Here is a 16,185-nt window from a genome sequence, read left to right on the forward strand (position 1 = left end):
GTGGGTAGTGGTGGATTGGGGTGGGAATGGCCTCATTCCGGCATAAAAGTTCAGGTGCTTTACACCCTCAGTCGGCATATTTTGAGCGGGTGATTGCCGCATCCGCGCCCTGACAACGAAGAGAGGCCCGGGGCCTGCCTCCGCCGCAGCGGTAGAGGCAGGCCCCGGGCGCTCAAAAAATATTTAACGATTCATGAAACGCACTCGCGAGAGGCGACTAATCGCGCGCACGACCCAGTAGTTCCTGCAGGCGGGCAACGCCCTCGGCCAGGTCGTCATCTCCCAGGGCGTAGGACAGGCGCAGGTAGCCGCTGGGGCCGAAGGCCTCGCCGGGGACAACGGCAACTTCGGCCTTCTCGAGGATGAGCTCGGCGAGCTCGGCGCTGGTCTGCGGGCGTACGCCGTCGATTTCCTTGCCCAGCAACTCGCGAACGTCCGGGTAGGCGTAGAACGCGCCGGTGGGAACGGGGCAGTGCACGCCCTCGATAGCGTTGAGGCCCTCGACGATGGCGCGGCGGCGGCGGTCGAAGGCGGCGTGCATGACCTTCACGTCGTCCTGCGGGCCGGTCAGAGCGGCCAGGGCGGCACGCTGGGCGATGTTATTGACGTTGGAGGTCATGTGCGACTGCAGGTTAGAAGCCGCCGCGATAACGTCGCGAGGACCAATCATCCAGCCCACGCGCCAACCGGTCATGGCGTAGGTCTTGGCCACACCGTTGAGGATTACGCAGCGATCGGCCAGCTCGGGCACAGCCTTCAGAATCGAGACCGAGTCGGCGTCATCGTAGGTGAGGTGCTCGTAGATCTCGTCGGTCAGAACGAAGATGCCCTTCTCCAGAGCCCACTGGCCGATGGCGCGGGTTTCCTCTTCGGTGTACACGGCACCGGTCGGGTTGGAGGGGGAGACGAAGATGAGCGCCTTGGTTGCGGGGGTGTAGGCTTCCTCGAGCTGCTCGACGGTGACCTTGTAGTGCTGGTCGCTACCGGCAAAAACCTCGATGGGGTTACCGCCGGCCAGGCGGATGCATTCGGGGTAGGTGGTCCAATAGGGAGCCGGCAGCAGAACGTCGTCGCCCTCGTCAATGACCGTGGCGAAGGCCTGGTATACGGCCTGCTTGCCGCCGTTGGTCACGATGACCTGGGAGGGATCGACCTCAACGCCGGAGTCGCGCAGGGTCTTGTCCGCGATGGCCTTCTTCAGCTCGGGCAGGCCGGAGGCGGGGGAGTAGCGGAAGTTCTTGGGGTCCTTCAACGCTTCGTGGGCGGCATCCACAATGTGTGCGGGGGTAGCAAAGTTGGGTTCGCCGGCGCCGAAGCCGATGACGGGGCGTCCCTGAGCCTTGAGTGCTTTGGCCTTTGCATCAACGGCAAGGGTTGCGGAGGGTGCAATGGCACCGATACGGCTGGAAATGCGCGCCATGGGGGCTCTCTTCTCTCTTATTGTGTGTAGCGGGGGCGAAACGCCGGTGAGGTCGTAGCCGGCGGGCCCGTTGGAGGGCGTACGGGTGCGTCACCTCGTGCGTTCCTCGTGTGTAAAGATGCGTTCTTCCTTATAGGATACGGGGCATCGCCGGAGATAGGATACCTCCGAAAGAAAGAATGGACAGCCTTTTTCTGAAAAAATATTGCGTTTTGGAGTTGCACGAGCGCGTCGGCATGGTTTAGAGTTAGTTCTGCACCCGCAAGGGTGTAATTGTTTGCCCCTCTAAAGCCCACTGGCTTAGGAGGCAATGGAGGAGCGAACGAGTGAGAAGCAACTCTCACACCGAAGCTCAGGCTTCAAAGGGTGGTGGCTCAATTGGTAGAGCAGCGGTCTCCAAAACCGCAGGTTGCAGGTTCGAGTCCTGTCCGCCCTGCTCAAATTGCCTCAATAAACGATTGTACGCCCGCACTCCGGGCGTACTTTTTTAGATACAGAAAGGGGCAGAAGAAATGGCATCGTCTGCTACTGCCACTCAGGCTGCTGAGTCTGGCGCATCCTCAAAGAGCGATGAGAAGCGCGGTTTCTTCGGCCGTATTTTTGCATTCCTTCGCGAAGTTATCGCGGAGTTGAAGAAGGTTACCACTCCCACCGGACGCGAGCTGATTGGTTACTTCCTCGCGGTTCTGCTGTTCGTCGTGGTGATGCTCCTGCTGATTTCCGGCCTGGATTATCTGTTCGGCCAGGGAGCATTCTGGATCTTTGGTAACGGAACGATTCAGCGTAACTAGCTAACCGATACCGAGCGCATCCCCGGTGGGGTGTTGCGCTGAGTATCATAATTTTTCCCGGATTATTGATCGGTGCTGCGTATGCAGTGCAGCCAGATCGTAAGCGATAGAAAGTAGGAGCGACGTGTCCGAGCAGGAACTGGTATCCGAGATTGAAGAGGTCGAGGTAGCCGCTGCTGAGGCTGCCGAAGAGGCCGAAGCTGTCGAGCAGCTGGCCGAGGAGGCTACCGAGGCTGTTGAGGCAGCCGAGGAAGTTGCCGAGGTGGCTGAGGAAGTCGACGCTCTGGAAGAATTCAAGTCGAAGTTGCGCCGTCAGGTGGGCGATTGGTACGTGGTGCACACCTACTCGGGTTACGAGAACAAGGTGAAGACCGGTATCGAGACCCGTATCCAGAACCTCGAGGCCGAGGATGAGATCTTCGAGGTCCAGGTTCCCATGGAGACCGTGGTCGAGTTCAAGAACACCGTGAAGAAGACCATCCGCCGCGTGCGCGTTCCCGGCTACGTGCTGGTCCGTATGGAACTGACCGACCACTCGTGGGGCGTTGTGCGCCACACCCCGGGCGTGACCGGCTTCGTGGGCCAGGATGCGTACAACCCGGTTCCGCTGCGCATGGAGGAGGTCTTCGAGATGCTCCTGCCCGTCTTCGAGGAGCAGCAGCAGAGCCAGGGCCTGCCCGTCTCCAAGCCCGTCGTTGAGTCCGACTACACCGTGGGTGAGAACGTCCGCGTGAAGTCCGGCGCATTCGAAGGTATGGACGCCACCGTGTCCGAGATTAAGGCCGAGGCTCAGCAGATTGTCGTGATGATTTCCGTCTTCGGCCGCGACACCCCCGTGACCCTGAGCTTCACCGAGATCGAGAAGATCTAGCGAGGCTGTAGCGCATGAGCGAGCCCGGTACCCGAAAGGGGCCGGGCTCGCTCTGCGTTAACCCGCATCTTTTCATTCCCGCCGCCGGTCGTTCGTTCCGGCGCGCGCCTCCGATATTAGTGAATACCGATGAACACTGGATTAAGCGGCGGATTAACGCTAAAATTTTGGTTTGTGTATGCGCACGTCACGCTTTCGTGCGCGCACGCCGATGGCCGCGCCACGGTCATCACCCTGCCGGCGTACGCTCCTGTGCGTCGGTTCCCAGCTAAGAAAAGGACCCTACATTGGCTCCCAAGAAGAAGGTCACTGGCCTCATTAAGCTGCAGATCCAGGCAGGCGCCGCTAACCCGGCTCCCCCCGTCGGCCCGGCACTGGGCTCGCACGGTGTGAACATCATGGAGTTCTGCAAAGCATACAACGCTGCAACCGAGTCGCAGCGCGGTAACATCATCCCCGTTGAGATTACCGTCTACGAGGATCGCTCCTTCACCTTCATCACCAAGACCCCTCCGGCTGCCCAGCTGATCAAGAAGGCTGCTGGCGTTGCTAAGGGTTCCGCTGTTCCCCACACCACCAAGGTTGGCTCGCTGACCGAGGCTCAGGTGCGCGAGATCGCAGAGACCAAGATGCCCGACCTGAACGCAAACGACCTGGATGCAGCATCCAAGATCATCGCAGGTACCGCTCGTTCCATGGGTATCACCGTCGAGTAATTTCGGTTCGCCGAATAGCCGAGTGATCGGCACCGTAGATTTTTCTACACAGAACTTGTAAATGCCCGTCGAGTGACGGGATGTGGCAGAGCCGAGCGCGGCTCACGAGACCACAACTGCATAAGGAGAAAAGCAGATGGCAAAGCGCAGCAAGGCGTACAAGGCAGCTGTAGCCAAGATTGAAGAGGGTAAGCTCTACACCCCCGCCGAGGCAGTCGCCCTGGCGAAGGAGACCTCTTCCACCAAGACCGACGCAACCGTTGAGGTTGCAATGCGTCTGTCCGTTGACCCCCGTAAGGCAGACCAGATGGTTCGCGGTACCGTGAACCTGCCCCACGGCACCGGTAAGACCGCTCGCGTGGTCGTTATCGCAGCAGGCCCCAAGGCTGCTGAGGCCGAGGCAGCTGGCGCTGACTTCGTTGGCTCCGACGACCTGATCGCAAAGATCGCCGGCGGCTGGACCGACTTCGACGCAGCGGTTGCAACCCCCGACATGATGGGCAAGGTTGGTCGCCTGGGTAAGATCCTGGGTCCCCGTAACCTGATGCCGAACCCCAAGACCGGTACCGTGACCATGGATGTTGCAAAGGCTGTTGCAGACATCAAGGGCGGTAAGATCGACTTCCGTGTTGACCGTAACTCCAACCTGCACTTCATCATCGGTAAGGCTTCCTTCACCGCTGAGCAGCTCGAGGAGAACTTCCAGGCAGCGCTGGAAGAGATTAACCGTCTGAAGCCCTCTTCGGCTAAGGGTCGTTACATCTCCAAGGCAACCGTTGCTACCACCTTCGGCCCCGGTATCCCCGTTGATCCGGCTTCCGTTGCTGCCTAAGGTATGCACCTGTAGCGTCTAGCATTCGCTAGTGATCGCCCCCGACGTTTAGGCGTCGGGGGCGATTTTTTGTGCATGATTTTGTCTATGTGAGGATTCAAAACACAGTGTGAAGATTCAAGACATTGCGTGACCGGCGTCAGTTAAAGTGCGTCATGGACTTCCAGTTTTTATAGGCTTAAAACGTAGAATGAACTCCTGGCCGTGATTACCCCGGCACCTCTAAAACCGATGGCGGAGGAAGCCCAAGCGCTTCCTATCCGCTCCCAATCTATGACGAGAGATAGAACCCATGTCTTCTTCCACCCAGAACGCGCAGCTGGCCCGTTGCGGCCTCAGCCTGCCGGTCAACTATTTTGCCGTGGCACTGGGCACCGGGGCCCTGGGTGCGGCCTGGCGTACTGGTGCTTCGAAGGGTATGGCGCCTGACTGGGTGGGTGAGAGCATCCTGGCTTTTAACGCCGTGGTGTGGCTGCTCCTTGTGGGTTTCCTGGTTCACGCGGTGGTGAAGTACCGCGCATGGGTGTGTAGTTTTTGGGAGCATCCGGCGCGTACTTGCTTCTTTTCGCTGATTCCGGCGACGACGGCGCAGGTGGGCGCGGCTCTCTACCCGTATGCGGAGGTTCCGGCTCTCACGCTGGTTGTGCTGGGCGCTGTGGGTCAGTTGTATTTCGCCTCTCATCGTATTGCCGGTACGTGGCGTGGCGGGCATGCACCTGAGGCAACCTCACCGGTGCTGTATCTGCCGACGGTTGCGACAAACTTCGCGACTGCTACGGCGATGGGCTTTGTGGGTTGGCATGATATGGCGATGCTCTTCTTCGGCGCGGGCCTGATTTCGTGGTTTAGCATTGAGGGCGCGATTCTGAGCCGCCTGCGCACCCTGACCCCCTTGCCGCAGGGGGAGCGCGGCATTATTGGTATCCAGATGGCACCGCCTTTTGTGGGTGGTAACGCCTACCTTGCGGCTAACGGTGGCACGGTGGATTGGTTCTTCCTGGTGCTGACCGGCTACGGCATTTTGCAGCTGATTTTCCTGATGCGTCTGCTCCCTTGGGTGCTTGAGGGTGGCTTCTCGATGAGCATGTGGGGCTTCTCCTTCGGTATGGGTTCCATGGTTGCGGGCGGTATTCGCTTGACGGCGGTTGGCATGCTGGGGTTCGTGGGCCCCGTCTTGACTGTGGCGGGGACTGCTTTCTTGATTTTCCTGTGGGCGGGTACGCTGTACTTGGCTGTGAAGGGACGCCTGTTGGTGCGCCCGAACTAAGGTTCCCGTGTGAGGTGCCGGCGTGAAGTTAGTGCGCTGTTGTATGACGGCGCTTATCTTCTGCGCCTATGCCGTGGGTGGGTTTCGGCGATAATGGGGGAATGACTTCTGCATCCTATTCTTCTGCCGCGGCGGAGCCTTTTGAGGGCCTGCGTATTCGAGGCGTCGCGAAGACCTTTGGCGCCGGTACGACGGTTCTGAATGAGATTGACCTGGATGTGCACCCCGGCGAGTTGATTTCGCTGGTTGGTTCCTCGGGTACCGGTAAGTCAACGCTTCTTCGCATTATTGCCGGCCTGGAGGACCCCACGACGGGTCGGGTGACCTACGGCGGTCAGCCTCTGGAGCGCGGCTCGGTGGGTGTGGTGTTTCAGCGTCCCATTCTGTACCCGCACCTGAGCGTGAAGGATAATGTTCTCTTCCCCACGCGTCTGCATGGTTTTTCCGGTGAGGCCGATATTGACTATTACCGCGAGCTGCTGGCAGCCCTGAAGCTTGAGGGCTTGGAGAACCGCAAGCCTTCGCAGCTGTCGGGCGGTCAGGCCCAGCGCGTGGGCATTGCCCGAGCCCTTATCCGTCGTGCTCCCGTGGTTCTTTTTGACGAGCCCTTGGCCAGCGTTGACGAGGAGATGAGCGCGAGCATCCGAGCCGATATTGTGCGCCTGCACGAGCGTTACGGTTTCACCGGCTTGTACGTGACTCACGATCAGAACGAGGCGCTCATGCTGGGTCACCGTGTGGCGGTCATGGACTCCGGCTACCTGGTGCAGGTGGATACCCCGGGTCGTCTTTTGGACTATCCTCACACCCTGCAGGTGGCGAAGCTGCTTTCGGCCCCCGCGCTGAATCTGCTGGATATCGAACCGGAGGATTCCCTGCCCGCCGATTGCCGCTTGGCGATTCGTGCCTCCTCCTTCTACGAATTGGGTGGGGGAGAAGCCGAACAATCGCACGGTGTCCTGTCGGCGCAGGTTCTGGGGCAGCGTCACCTGGTGGGCGGTATGCTCTACCGCGCGGCTCTGAATGAGACCGCAACTTTGCCTGTGGCTTCGGAACAGCTGGGGGCGGACGGTCATCCCGTGGAATCCTCGAATGTTGAAAATGTTGAGTACTCGGTGCGTGTGCCGGCCGGTCAGGAGCTGGAATTCTTTGTCTCTGATGCCGAGGGAATCTCCTACGCAATTGGTAGCGATGTGCAGCTGGGCGTTGCTCCGCAGCGGTGCTTCCTCTTTTCCGGGGGCAAACGCTTCACCTGGGTGGATAGCTCGAGTTTCGGCGTTGTTTCGATGTCGAGCTGAGGCCGGTAAATCCCGCTGTTGGCAGGGGTTAAGGGCTTTTTAAGTGATTAACCCCGCTTAACGGCAGGATTTTCCTGTTTTAACTTGCGGCCTGTCCGAGAACCTGAGATGATAAACGAACCAAAGACCGCCGGTCTAGAACTATGTCCTTTATCGCCACCTCGATGGAGACGAAGAACAGGGTTCTGATAAGAGCTGATTTCCCTCAAGAAATCGCCGCCCGCGTAGGTGACTCGAAGTGAATAGCCGCAAACCCCCTGAGGGTTTCGTCTATCGTGCCTCGTACGCCTGCGCGTCGAGGCATTTTTTATTGCTTGCAATAGTGCTTCGAGGCTCTACCGGCGACCTTACAAGAATCGGAAGAAGGAACTACCATGGCGACTCAGGAAAAGATCGCTGCAGTATCCGAGCTGAAGGAACTCTTCGAAGCTTCGAACGCAGTCATCCTGACCGAATACCGCGGTCTCACTGTTGCACAGCTCAAGGAGCTGCGTCGCGCACTCGGTGCAGAGACCGAATACGCCGTGGTGAAGAACACGCTGGCTGCTATCGCAGCTAAGGAAGTTGGCATCGACGCATTCGAAGGCCACCTCCACGGTCCCTCCGCACTGGCATTCATCAAGGGCGACCTGATCGATGCTGCCAAGGGCCTGCGTGACTTTGCCAAGGCTAACCCCCAGCTGATCGTGAAGAACGGTTACTACGAAGGTGCCGCTCTGTCCGAGGACGACGTCAAGCGTTACGCTGACCTGGAATCCCGCGAGGTTCTGCTGTCCAAGGTTGCAGGTGGTGCAAAGGCTACCATCGCACGCATCGCACAGGTTGTGGACGCACTGCGCGTCAAGCTGGAGGAGCAGGAAGGCGCAGCTCCCGCTGCTGCCGAGGAGGCTTCGGAGGAGGCATAAGCCCCTTCGTGCTACTGCACCAGCCGCTGAGATACTCAGCAGCGCACAACGCAACAGCGTATGCGCACCCTTAGTTTGACCGACCCCTACGGGGTGGGTACCCAAGATTTACACAGCGGGGCGACCCGCACAGATAGTGAAGGAGCCAAACAATGGCTAAGCTGTCCATCGAAGAACTCATTGCAGCATTCAAGGAACTGTCCCTGGTTGAGGTTTCCGAGTTCGTCAAGGCATTCGAGGAAGAGTTCGACGTCACCGCAGCTGCTCCCGTTGCAGTTGTCGCAGGCGGCGCAGCAGGCGAGGCTGCTGAAGAGAAGTCCGAGTTCGACGTTGTCCTGGAGTCCGCTGGCGACAAGAAGATCGCAGTGATCAAGGAAGTTCGTGCCCTGACCTCCCTCGGCCTGAAGGAAGCAAAGGACCTGGTTGACGGCGCTCCCAAGACCCTGCTCGAGGGCGTTTCCAAGGAAGACGCTGAGAAGGCTAAGGAGCAGCTCGAGGCTGCCGGCGCATCCGTCACCCTCAAGTAATCGACTTCTTCTCGATTCTTACGCGGGCGGTACATCCACTGGATGTGCCGCCCTGCGGCATTTAACGTCCTCTGTGGTGCCTCTCTCCTTGGCCCGGTACGGGGCTCCGGGGTGCCGTATGATGGGATGAGACAACCCAGACATTCTTCCTGACGAAAACGGATAAGACATGAGCGAGCAGAAGAAAAAGAATCAGAAGTCCTCGCCCCGCCCCGCCCGTGACCTGGCGGCAGAGGCACAGCAGATCCTGGATGCTTTTGGTGCCGGAGTTCGCGAAGATCGCGACTACCCCGCCCTGCACCTGGCTCCTCCGGTCGGCCGCCTGAACGACCCGAACGGCCTTGTCTTTGACGGCAAGCGCTACCATGCTTTCTACCAGTACTCGCCCCTGCACCCCGAGCGTATGGTGTACTGGCGTCACGCCGTGAGTGAGGACCTGACCCACTGGACCGATGAGGGTACTGCTCTGGTCCCGGATAGCCGCTACGACTCGCACGGTTGTTACTCGGGCTCCGGAATTAAGGTTCCCGGCGGTTTTGAGTTCTTCTACACCGGTAACGTCAAGGACTCCAAGGGTAACCGCGAGACCTACCAGATTCTTGCCACCGCCGGTGAGGACGCCAAGCCGACTCGTCAGCTGCCCCCGCTGATTTCCGGCCCCGAGAAGGGCTACACCGCCCACTACCGAGATCCGCACGTGTTCCAGCGTGATGGCCTCTGGTGGATGGTCATTGGCGCGCAGCGCGAGGATAAGACCGGTGCCGTGGTGGTGTACACCTCCGAAGATCGCCGCGACTGGACCTTCCGCGGCGAGATCGGCATTAAGGACAAGACCCTCAAGGGCAGCTATATGTTCGAGTGCCCCTCGTTGCTGACCCTGCGTGACGAGCTGACCGGCGAATTGCGTGATGTGCTGATCTTTAGCCCGCAGGGACTGGAGCCGCTGGGGGAGAAGTACAACAATATCTTCCAGAGCGGTTACATTGTGGGCTCGCTGGATAACAAGACCCTCAAGTTTAAGGTGGAGACCCCCTTCACCGAGCTGGATGCGGGCTTCGAGTTCTACGCCCCGCAGACCATCTCGGGCACCGGTCTGAGCGCCGACCCGGAGGCACCGCACACCGCAAGCGGCGATGCCCCGGTGATGATCGCCTGGCTCGGCAACGCGGATCAGGATGACCTGCCCTCGTGGAGCCACCGCTGGGTGCACATGTTCACCTACCCGCGTGAGCTGCACCTGCGCAACGGCAAGCTCTTCCAGCGTCCGGTTCCGCAGCTGAACGACGCGATGGAGATGAAGCCGCTGTACCGCGAGGAGGAGAAGGGCAAGCTCGTCGAGCTGAAGAACGCCCTGACCTTCCGCCTGCGCGGCCGCGTGAACGTGGCTGATGAACGGGTGAAGATCAAGATTAAGGACACTCACGGCGTGGCCCTGAGCATCGTTCTGGATAAGGACTTTGTGCAGATGGACCGCGGCGGTACCCGCTACACCGAGGGCGGTAGCCTGCGCCGTCGCAGCCTGAAGCGTTCGAAGATTCGTGAGTTTGACCTGCTCGTGGACGGCTCGGCAACCGAATTGTACGTGGGCGGCAAGCTGGCCGCCTCTATGGGTGCAGAGGTTATGACGGCTCGCACCTTCTTCAAGGGGGATAAGCGCCGCGTCCGCCTGACCGGTGGCGAGGTGCTGTCCCTGGAGTACGGCCGTCTCTAAGCCGTTTTCTACACGTTAGGAGCCGCCCGCACGGGTGGTTTCCGGTAATTTCTGAATATGTCTGAGGGCTCACTCTCCATGTGGAGGGTGGGCTCTCGCTTTTAAGAACTTTCCCGTGATACCATGTCTTACATCCGGTATGTCAAACGTATGACATATACATGACATGCACACACAGACATATCTCACCTCATTCACAAAGCATCATACGGTGGTGCTCCAAACAAAGGAGAGCGAGCGTGGACCACAAGTCAGTGGCACAGCGCGTGCTGAAGGACGTCGGTGGCGCCAGCAACATCGTTGCAGCCGCACACTGCGCAACCCGCCTTCGCCTCGTCCTGAAGAACCAGGACAAGGTCGACCAGGCGGCAATCGACAACGACGAAGACCTCAAGGGCAGCTTCCTCAATGCTGGCCAGTTCCAGATCATCGTCGGCCCCGGCGACGTCAACGAGGTGCACAAGTACCTGATCGCCGCTGGCGCACCCGAGGCATCCAAAGACGACCTCAAGAGCATCGCCGCGAAGCAGGGCAACATTGTCTCCCGCTTCATCAAGACCATTGCTGACATCTTCGTGCCGCTCATCCCGGTGCTGGTCGGTGGCGGTATGCTGATGGCGCTCAATAGCCTCCTGACCTCTAAGGGTATTTTTGGCCCCCAGGCAGTTATTGAACTTTTCCCTGAATGGGCTGACTTCGCGGATATCGTGAACCTGCTCTCCGCGGCTCCCTTCGCCTTCCTGCCCGTGCTGGTCGGCTTCTCCGCCACCAAGGTCTTCGGTGGTAACCCCTACCTGGGTCTGACCATGGGTGCCGCAATGGTCTCCCCGGCACTGATGAACGGCTACAACGTCGCAGCATCCCTGGCGGGTGCCGAGGGTACCGACCCGATGAAGTACTGGAACCTCTTCGGTCTGCAGGTTCAGCAGGCGGGCTACCAGGGCACCGTGCTGCCCATCATGCTGGTTGCTTTCATCCTCTCCCACATCGAGAAGTTCTTCCACAAGGTCCTCAAGGGCACCATCGACTTCATCTTCACCCCGACCCTCACCATCCTTATTACCGGCTTCCTGACCTTCCTGCTGGTTGGTCCGCCGATGTTCCAGCTGGGTACCTGGCTGGGTGAAGGTATCAACTGGCTCTACACTGTTGCTGGCCCGCTGGGCGGTCTGCTCTTCGGTACCTTCTACGCATTCATCGTGATGACCGGTATGCACCAGGCATTCCCGCCCATCGAGATGAGCCTGTGGGCTACCGGTGGTTCCTTCATCTTCGTCGTTGCCTCCATGTCTAACGTGGCCCAGGGCGGTGCCGCAGCCGGTGTCGCACTGACCACCAAGAACAAGAAGATCAAGGGCATCGCTTCTGCAGCTGCACCCTCCGCGTTCCTGGGCATTACCGAGCCCGCAATGTTCGGTGTGAACCTCGCTCTGCGCTGGCCCTTCTACATTGCAATCGTTTCCGCGGGTATTGGTTCGATGGTTACCTCTATTCTTGGAATTAAGGCGGGTAAGCTGGGTGCTGCTGGTTACCTTGGCTTCCCCTCGATTGAAGCAACCGTTGGTGCAGGTATCCCGGGCTTCTTGGGCTGCCTCGTCCTGACCACCGTCATCGCCTTCGTTGCCTCCTTCATCTGGGGTAAGAAGGTTGAGGCTGGTAACACTGAGGAAGCCGAGGCTCCTGCCGCTCCTGTAGCTACCGAAGCTTCCGCCGAGGCTCCTTCGGCAGCTTCTGCTGAGACCTCCGGCGAAGGCGTTGAGCTGGGCGCTCACCTGGTGGGTACTGTGGTGCCTCTCGTGGACGTCAAGGACCCCACCTTCTCCTCCGGCGCACTGGGTGCAGGCACCGCAGTGGAGCCCACCGAGGGTAAGCTCTACGCACCGGCTGACGGCAAGATCACCGTCGCCTTCCCCACCGGCCACGCATACGGTCTGCGCACCGAGGACGGCCTGGACCTGCTGATGCACATCGGCATGGACACCGTGGAGCTGGACGGCAAGCACTTCACCCCGAAGGTCGCTAAGGGCGACACCGTCAAGCGCGGCGATGTCATCGCTGAGTTTGATATTCCCGCGATCAAGGCAGCCGGCTACCCGCTGGCCACTCCGCTGGTTATCACGAACTCCAAGAAGCTGGCCGAGTCGGTGCAGGACGCTCAGAATTCCGGCGCGGCTGTGACCAACGCTGACTCCGTACTGAAGGTTGTTCTGAAGGCTAAGGCTAACGCATAGTCTGTACACAGAGTGAGTAGATAAACTCTCCATTTTTGAACACCCCGTATCTTTTCCTTGAAATGATGCGGGGTGTTCAAATTTTTTATGGGCAGCTAAATAGAAAGGGCGAATAACTATTCATATAAATTATGCATAATGGTGCAATATTTGCTACCGGGAGTCTGTGCATATGTATGTAAAATGTCTTGATTAGGCACGATTCGTTAGCCATGAGGACGGAATACAGCTAATATTTATGTAGACTTCAAGCTTTCGTAAAGGGTGAATATGTCCTCGGAATCCTATACCGTCCGCACCGCCGAACCTCACGAGTACTCGGAGGTAGTGGAGGTGCTTATCTCGGCTTTTGACGGTGACCCCGCCATGATGGCCATCATCGGTGGCAAAAACCGCCGTAAGGAGATGGAAAAGCTCCGCGCTATTATGACCCTGCAGGTTTACGGTAATTTCAAGGACCGCGGACGAATCGACGTTGCCGTGGATGATTCCTCGGGCAAGATTGTTGGCGTCTGCCTCTGGAATACCCCGGAGTCCCAGGAGGGATCATTCCTCAACGAAATCAAGCAGATTAGCGCCTACTACCGTGGACTGGGGCCGGTTACCCTGGTTCGCGCCATCATGATGGAGCTACACCTGCTCAAGTATCGCCCCTCGTACAAGCACTGGTATCTCTTCAACATTGGTGTGCTGGAGGAGCTACGCGGCCGCGGTATCGGCAGCAAGCTCCTCGACTACGGTACCGCGCGTCTTGAAGGCTACCCGGCCTACCTCGAGGCCTCGACCTACGATAGCGCTCGCCTCTACGAGCGTCGCGGCTTCCTCTCCCTGGGGCCTCTCGGGGGTATCTTCCCGAAGGCTCACGCGGTCGGCATGGTGTATCCCGCAATCGGCCCCGCGGAAGTCGTCGCCCGTGCCGCCGGTCAGGCTTAGTGCGACGGCCCGGTCGTAACTCGGGTACTCAAGAGCCCCACAAGATCCTAAACGTAAAGATTTGCCCCACCGCTCCACGTTTGTGGAGTGGTGGGGCGAATCTTTGGAAGAAAAGCGGGGGAGAGCTACTGCAGTTCGTCCGGCGCCGAGGTGTCCGGCTCCACGAGCGAGAGATCGGGGATGGTTCGCACGGTGGCCCCCAGGTGTAGCTCGATGGGCAGCACATCCCCGGGAAGGTACGCGGAACCCTCGGAAGTCGAATCTGCGGGTGCCGCGGAGGCGGTCGATGCATCCTGTCTTTCGATAAGCTCCAGCAGGCGCTGAACGGCTCGTTGAGCGATTCCCTCGATGGGCTGAATGACGGTTGCGAGTTCCGGCATGAGCAGCTGAACGGTCTGTGTACCGTCGTAGCCGATGGCCTGGAAATCCTCGGGAACACGGATGCCTCGCGTGCGCGCCCAGCCCAGGGCCAGCGCGGCGTAGTTATCGTTGGAGGCGAACACTGCATCCACAGGCTCGGCGCTATCGGCTCGCTCGTCCAGGTAACGGTATAGCATCTCGCGCTTAAGGCCGAGGGAGGGGCGGAAGCCAAGCTCCACAAACTCGGGGGTCAGGCCAGCATCGAGCATTGCTTCGCGGTAACCGCGCTGACGCTCATTGTGCTCGCCCAGGGTGGAGGTTACGTGCACAATTGTCTGGGCGCCCGTGGCGATAAGGTGCTCCGTGGCCGCGCGTGCGCCGCCGTAGTTATCGGAGCGGATGTTGGGGTAAAAACCGGTCTCGCGACGGTCTATCGTCACCAGGGGGGCCTGGGCATGCGGGACGTTCACGAGCGCATCCGAATGGGCGCCGGTTATGATGCCATCCACCTGATTGGCGAAGAGCATATCGAGATAGCGCTTCTCCTGCTCGGGGTGGTCTTCGCTATTGCAGAGAATCACCCTGTACCCGGCATCGGCCAGATGATTCTCGAGCTGGTACACCATCTCTCCATAGAAGGGGTTGGCCACGGTGGGGAAGATGAGACCCACCGTCTGGGAGCGCTGACCCTGCAGGCTTCGGGCGATGGCGTTGGGCCGGTAGCCGAGTTGCTGGACGGCCTCGTGCACCTTGGTGCGGGTGGCCTCGCTCAGGTAACCGCGGTTGTTGAGCACTCGGGATACGGTGGTGGGGGAGACGCCCGCCAGTGCGGCAACGTCGCTGAGTTTGGGCTTCGCCACGGGGCTCCTTTGTGGTTGAGACAGGATATGCTAAACGATTGACATATCTCTATCAACTATACCTTCTGCTGGATGGGAACGCCGATAACACCCACGGTGAAACCAGCCTTCCCACCCCGCATGAAGTGTCCCAGGCTTAGAAGACCGGAATAATGCGCGCGCGTGAACCCGCAGGATGCGCCCCGCCGGTTACCGTGGAATCGTCGAGCACCGCAAAGTGCGTGGCGGCTGCCAGGGAAGATAGCATGTGCGAAGCCGACTTCGGTAGCGGATAGGCAACGCCCTCGGTCACCCGGACGGGCACCAGGCGAGTCGTCACAGCCTTGCGCAACGTGGGAACATCCTCGGCAAGAACGGCCGCGTCTGCTGCGGGCAGGGGCATGGAGCGCAGGCCGGCCAGAAGAGGCGGCAGGTAGGAGTAGAGAGCCGTATAGGCGGCCAACGGGTTACCCGGAAGGCCCAGTACGAAACGCTGGTGACCGGCGTTCGGCCCGGTTTCGGGTACCGGCAGGCTTGCGGCCAGGGCCGGGTGGCCCGGACGCACATCCACCGACTCGAAGATATAGGTCGCTCCCAAATCGTTGAGGGCCTTACGCACCATATCCACGCCCGAGGTGCTCGAGCCGCCCGTAAACACCAGGATGCGCGCGGTGGAGGTCGTCAGGAAGGTCGAGAATTCGGACTCGACGTCGGCCAGGCGGGCCGAGGGGCGAACCTCGCATCCGGCCGCGGCGATGGCGTGCTCCACGAAACCTCCGAAAGCGTCGCGCACCTGACCCGGGTCGGGCAGGCCAAAGGTAATCACCTCGTTACCGGTGAACGCGCAACGCACCGGGATGGGCGCGTAGACGGGCAGCTCGTCGAAACCGTTCGTGCCCAGAAACGCTGCCATGCGGGAGGAGATGCGCTCGCCGTGGCGAGCCAGGTAATCACCGTGCTGTAGCTCCACGCCGGCGAAACGAATATCGGTTCCGGGGGCGGGCGGTTCAAATCCCTCAGCCATCTCCAGGTAGTGGATGCTGGCTCGGGTATCGGCGGAGGCCAGGGAATCGGCTCCCTCGTAGTTGCTGGTGTGCTCCTCGCGCACGATGGCCTCGGTGCCTTCGGGAATCAGGCCGCCGGTTAGAATCGGGGTGGCCTCGCCCGGGCTAATCGGCACGGTGAGACGGTGAATATTGGCTCGAGAATCCTCCGGGTAGGAAGGCCGCACCAGACGCCAGGGCGGGTTGCCCGCCACAGCGTAGCCGTCCATCGCGGAGGAGCTGTAGTGCGGCACCGGCATCATGGCATGCACGTCTTCGGATAGGTAATGGTCAATCGTCGCTAAGAGAGGAAGAGCCTCGGCCTTGGTGTCCGGGGCGGCCTGTGTGCCGGCGGCGTGCAACAGCTCGCGCGCCTGATCCCATGAGACGGCGGGAATATGGTGGGACATGGTACCTCGTGTGTGCTGAAGCGGCGCTAGT

14 protein-coding genes and 1 tRNA gene are annotated in these 16,185 nt (G+C 59.9%); 12 read left to right on the forward strand and 3 right to left on the reverse strand.

Features of this window, described 5'->3' with window-relative positions:
• Positions 1-217: 217 nt before the first annotated feature.
• Complete coding sequence (locus tag HMPREF2944_RS02455) at positions 218-1,420, reverse strand: pyridoxal phosphate-dependent aminotransferase (RefSeq protein WP_070680142.1); 1,203 nt, start codon at positions 1,418-1,420, stop codon at positions 218-220.
• 363 nt (positions 1,421-1,783) lie between these two features.
• Here HMPREF2944_RS02455 and HMPREF2944_RS02460 point away from each other — a divergent pair.
• The 12 genes from HMPREF2944_RS02460 to HMPREF2944_RS02515 all read left to right on the forward strand — a co-directional run bounded on the left by HMPREF2944_RS02460 (position 1,784) and on the right by HMPREF2944_RS02515 (position 13,502).
• A tRNA-Trp gene (locus tag HMPREF2944_RS02460) sits at positions 1,784-1,856 on the forward strand.
• A gap of 76 nt (positions 1,857-1,932) precedes the next feature.
• A complete protein-coding gene (gene secE / locus HMPREF2944_RS02465) occupies positions 1,933-2,211 on the forward strand; it encodes a preprotein translocase subunit SecE (protein WP_049331833.1) in 279 nt (92 codons plus the stop codon).
• Positions 2,212-2,335: 124 nt separating this feature from the next.
• Positions 2,336-3,082: a transcription termination/antitermination protein NusG gene (nusG, locus tag HMPREF2944_RS02470; RefSeq protein ID WP_049331835.1), complete on the forward strand. Its 747-nt coding sequence runs from the start codon at positions 2,336-2,338 to the stop codon at positions 3,080-3,082.
• Between the two features lie 287 nt (positions 3,083-3,369).
• Positions 3,370-3,798, forward strand: a complete 429-nt coding sequence (gene rplK, locus HMPREF2944_RS02475) for a 50S ribosomal protein L11 (protein ID WP_049331838.1) — start codon at positions 3,370-3,372, stop codon at positions 3,796-3,798.
• A gap of 136 nt (positions 3,799-3,934) precedes the next feature.
• Positions 3,935-4,630 carry a 50S ribosomal protein L1 gene (gene rplA, locus HMPREF2944_RS02480; protein ID WP_049331841.1) on the forward strand — a complete coding sequence of 232 codons (696 nt, stop codon included), beginning with the start codon at positions 3,935-3,937 and terminating at the stop codon, positions 4,628-4,630.
• A gap of 292 nt (positions 4,631-4,922) precedes the next feature.
• Positions 4,923-5,897: a TDT family transporter gene (locus HMPREF2944_RS02485; protein ID WP_070680145.1), complete on the forward strand. Its 975-nt coding sequence runs from the start codon at positions 4,923-4,925 to the stop codon at positions 5,895-5,897.
• 101 nt (positions 5,898-5,998) lie between these two features.
• Positions 5,999-7,195, forward strand: a complete 1,197-nt coding sequence (locus tag HMPREF2944_RS02490; protein WP_070680148.1) for an ABC transporter ATP-binding protein — start codon at positions 5,999-6,001, stop codon at positions 7,193-7,195.
• A gap of 374 nt (positions 7,196-7,569) precedes the next feature.
• Positions 7,570-8,100 carry a 50S ribosomal protein L10 gene (rplJ, locus tag HMPREF2944_RS02495; RefSeq protein WP_049331849.1) on the forward strand — a complete coding sequence of 177 codons (531 nt, stop codon included), beginning with the start codon at positions 7,570-7,572 and terminating at the stop codon, positions 8,098-8,100.
• A 152-nt stretch (positions 8,101-8,252) separates the two neighbouring features.
• On the forward strand, positions 8,253-8,627 hold the full coding sequence (rplL, locus tag HMPREF2944_RS02500) for a 50S ribosomal protein L7/L12 (RefSeq protein ID WP_049331852.1): 375 nt from the start codon (positions 8,253-8,255) through the stop codon (positions 8,625-8,627).
• Positions 8,628-8,796: 169 nt separating this feature from the next.
• Positions 8,797-10,338 carry a glycoside hydrolase family 32 protein gene (locus HMPREF2944_RS02505; RefSeq protein ID WP_070680151.1) on the forward strand — a complete coding sequence of 514 codons (1,542 nt, stop codon included), beginning with the start codon at positions 8,797-8,799 and terminating at the stop codon, positions 10,336-10,338.
• Between the two features lie 239 nt (positions 10,339-10,577).
• Positions 10,578-12,569 carry a PTS sucrose transporter subunit IIABC gene (locus tag HMPREF2944_RS02510; protein WP_070680154.1) on the forward strand — a complete coding sequence of 664 codons (1,992 nt, stop codon included), beginning with the start codon at positions 10,578-10,580 and terminating at the stop codon, positions 12,567-12,569.
• A gap of 270 nt (positions 12,570-12,839) precedes the next feature.
• A complete protein-coding gene (locus HMPREF2944_RS02515) occupies positions 12,840-13,502 on the forward strand; it encodes a GNAT family N-acetyltransferase (RefSeq protein WP_070680157.1) in 663 nt (220 codons plus the stop codon).
• 125 nt (positions 13,503-13,627) lie between these two features.
• Here HMPREF2944_RS02515 and HMPREF2944_RS02520 read toward each other — a convergent pair whose 3' ends face one another.
• Both HMPREF2944_RS02520 and HMPREF2944_RS02525 read right to left on the reverse strand, forming a co-directional pair.
• On the reverse strand, positions 13,628-14,722 hold the full coding sequence (locus HMPREF2944_RS02520) for a LacI family DNA-binding transcriptional regulator (RefSeq protein ID WP_070680160.1): 1,095 nt from the start codon (positions 14,720-14,722) through the stop codon (positions 13,628-13,630).
• 136 nt (positions 14,723-14,858) lie between these two features.
• Positions 14,859-16,154, reverse strand: a complete 1,296-nt coding sequence (locus tag HMPREF2944_RS02525) for a molybdopterin molybdotransferase MoeA (protein ID WP_049331865.1) — start codon at positions 16,152-16,154, stop codon at positions 14,859-14,861.
• Between the last annotated feature and the right edge of the window lie 31 nt (positions 16,155-16,185).

The organism is Rothia sp. HMSC072E10 (assembly GCF_001813965.1).
In the GTDB taxonomy this organism is placed as follows: domain Bacteria; phylum Actinomycetota; class Actinomycetes; order Actinomycetales; family Micrococcaceae; genus Rothia; species Rothia mucilaginosa_A.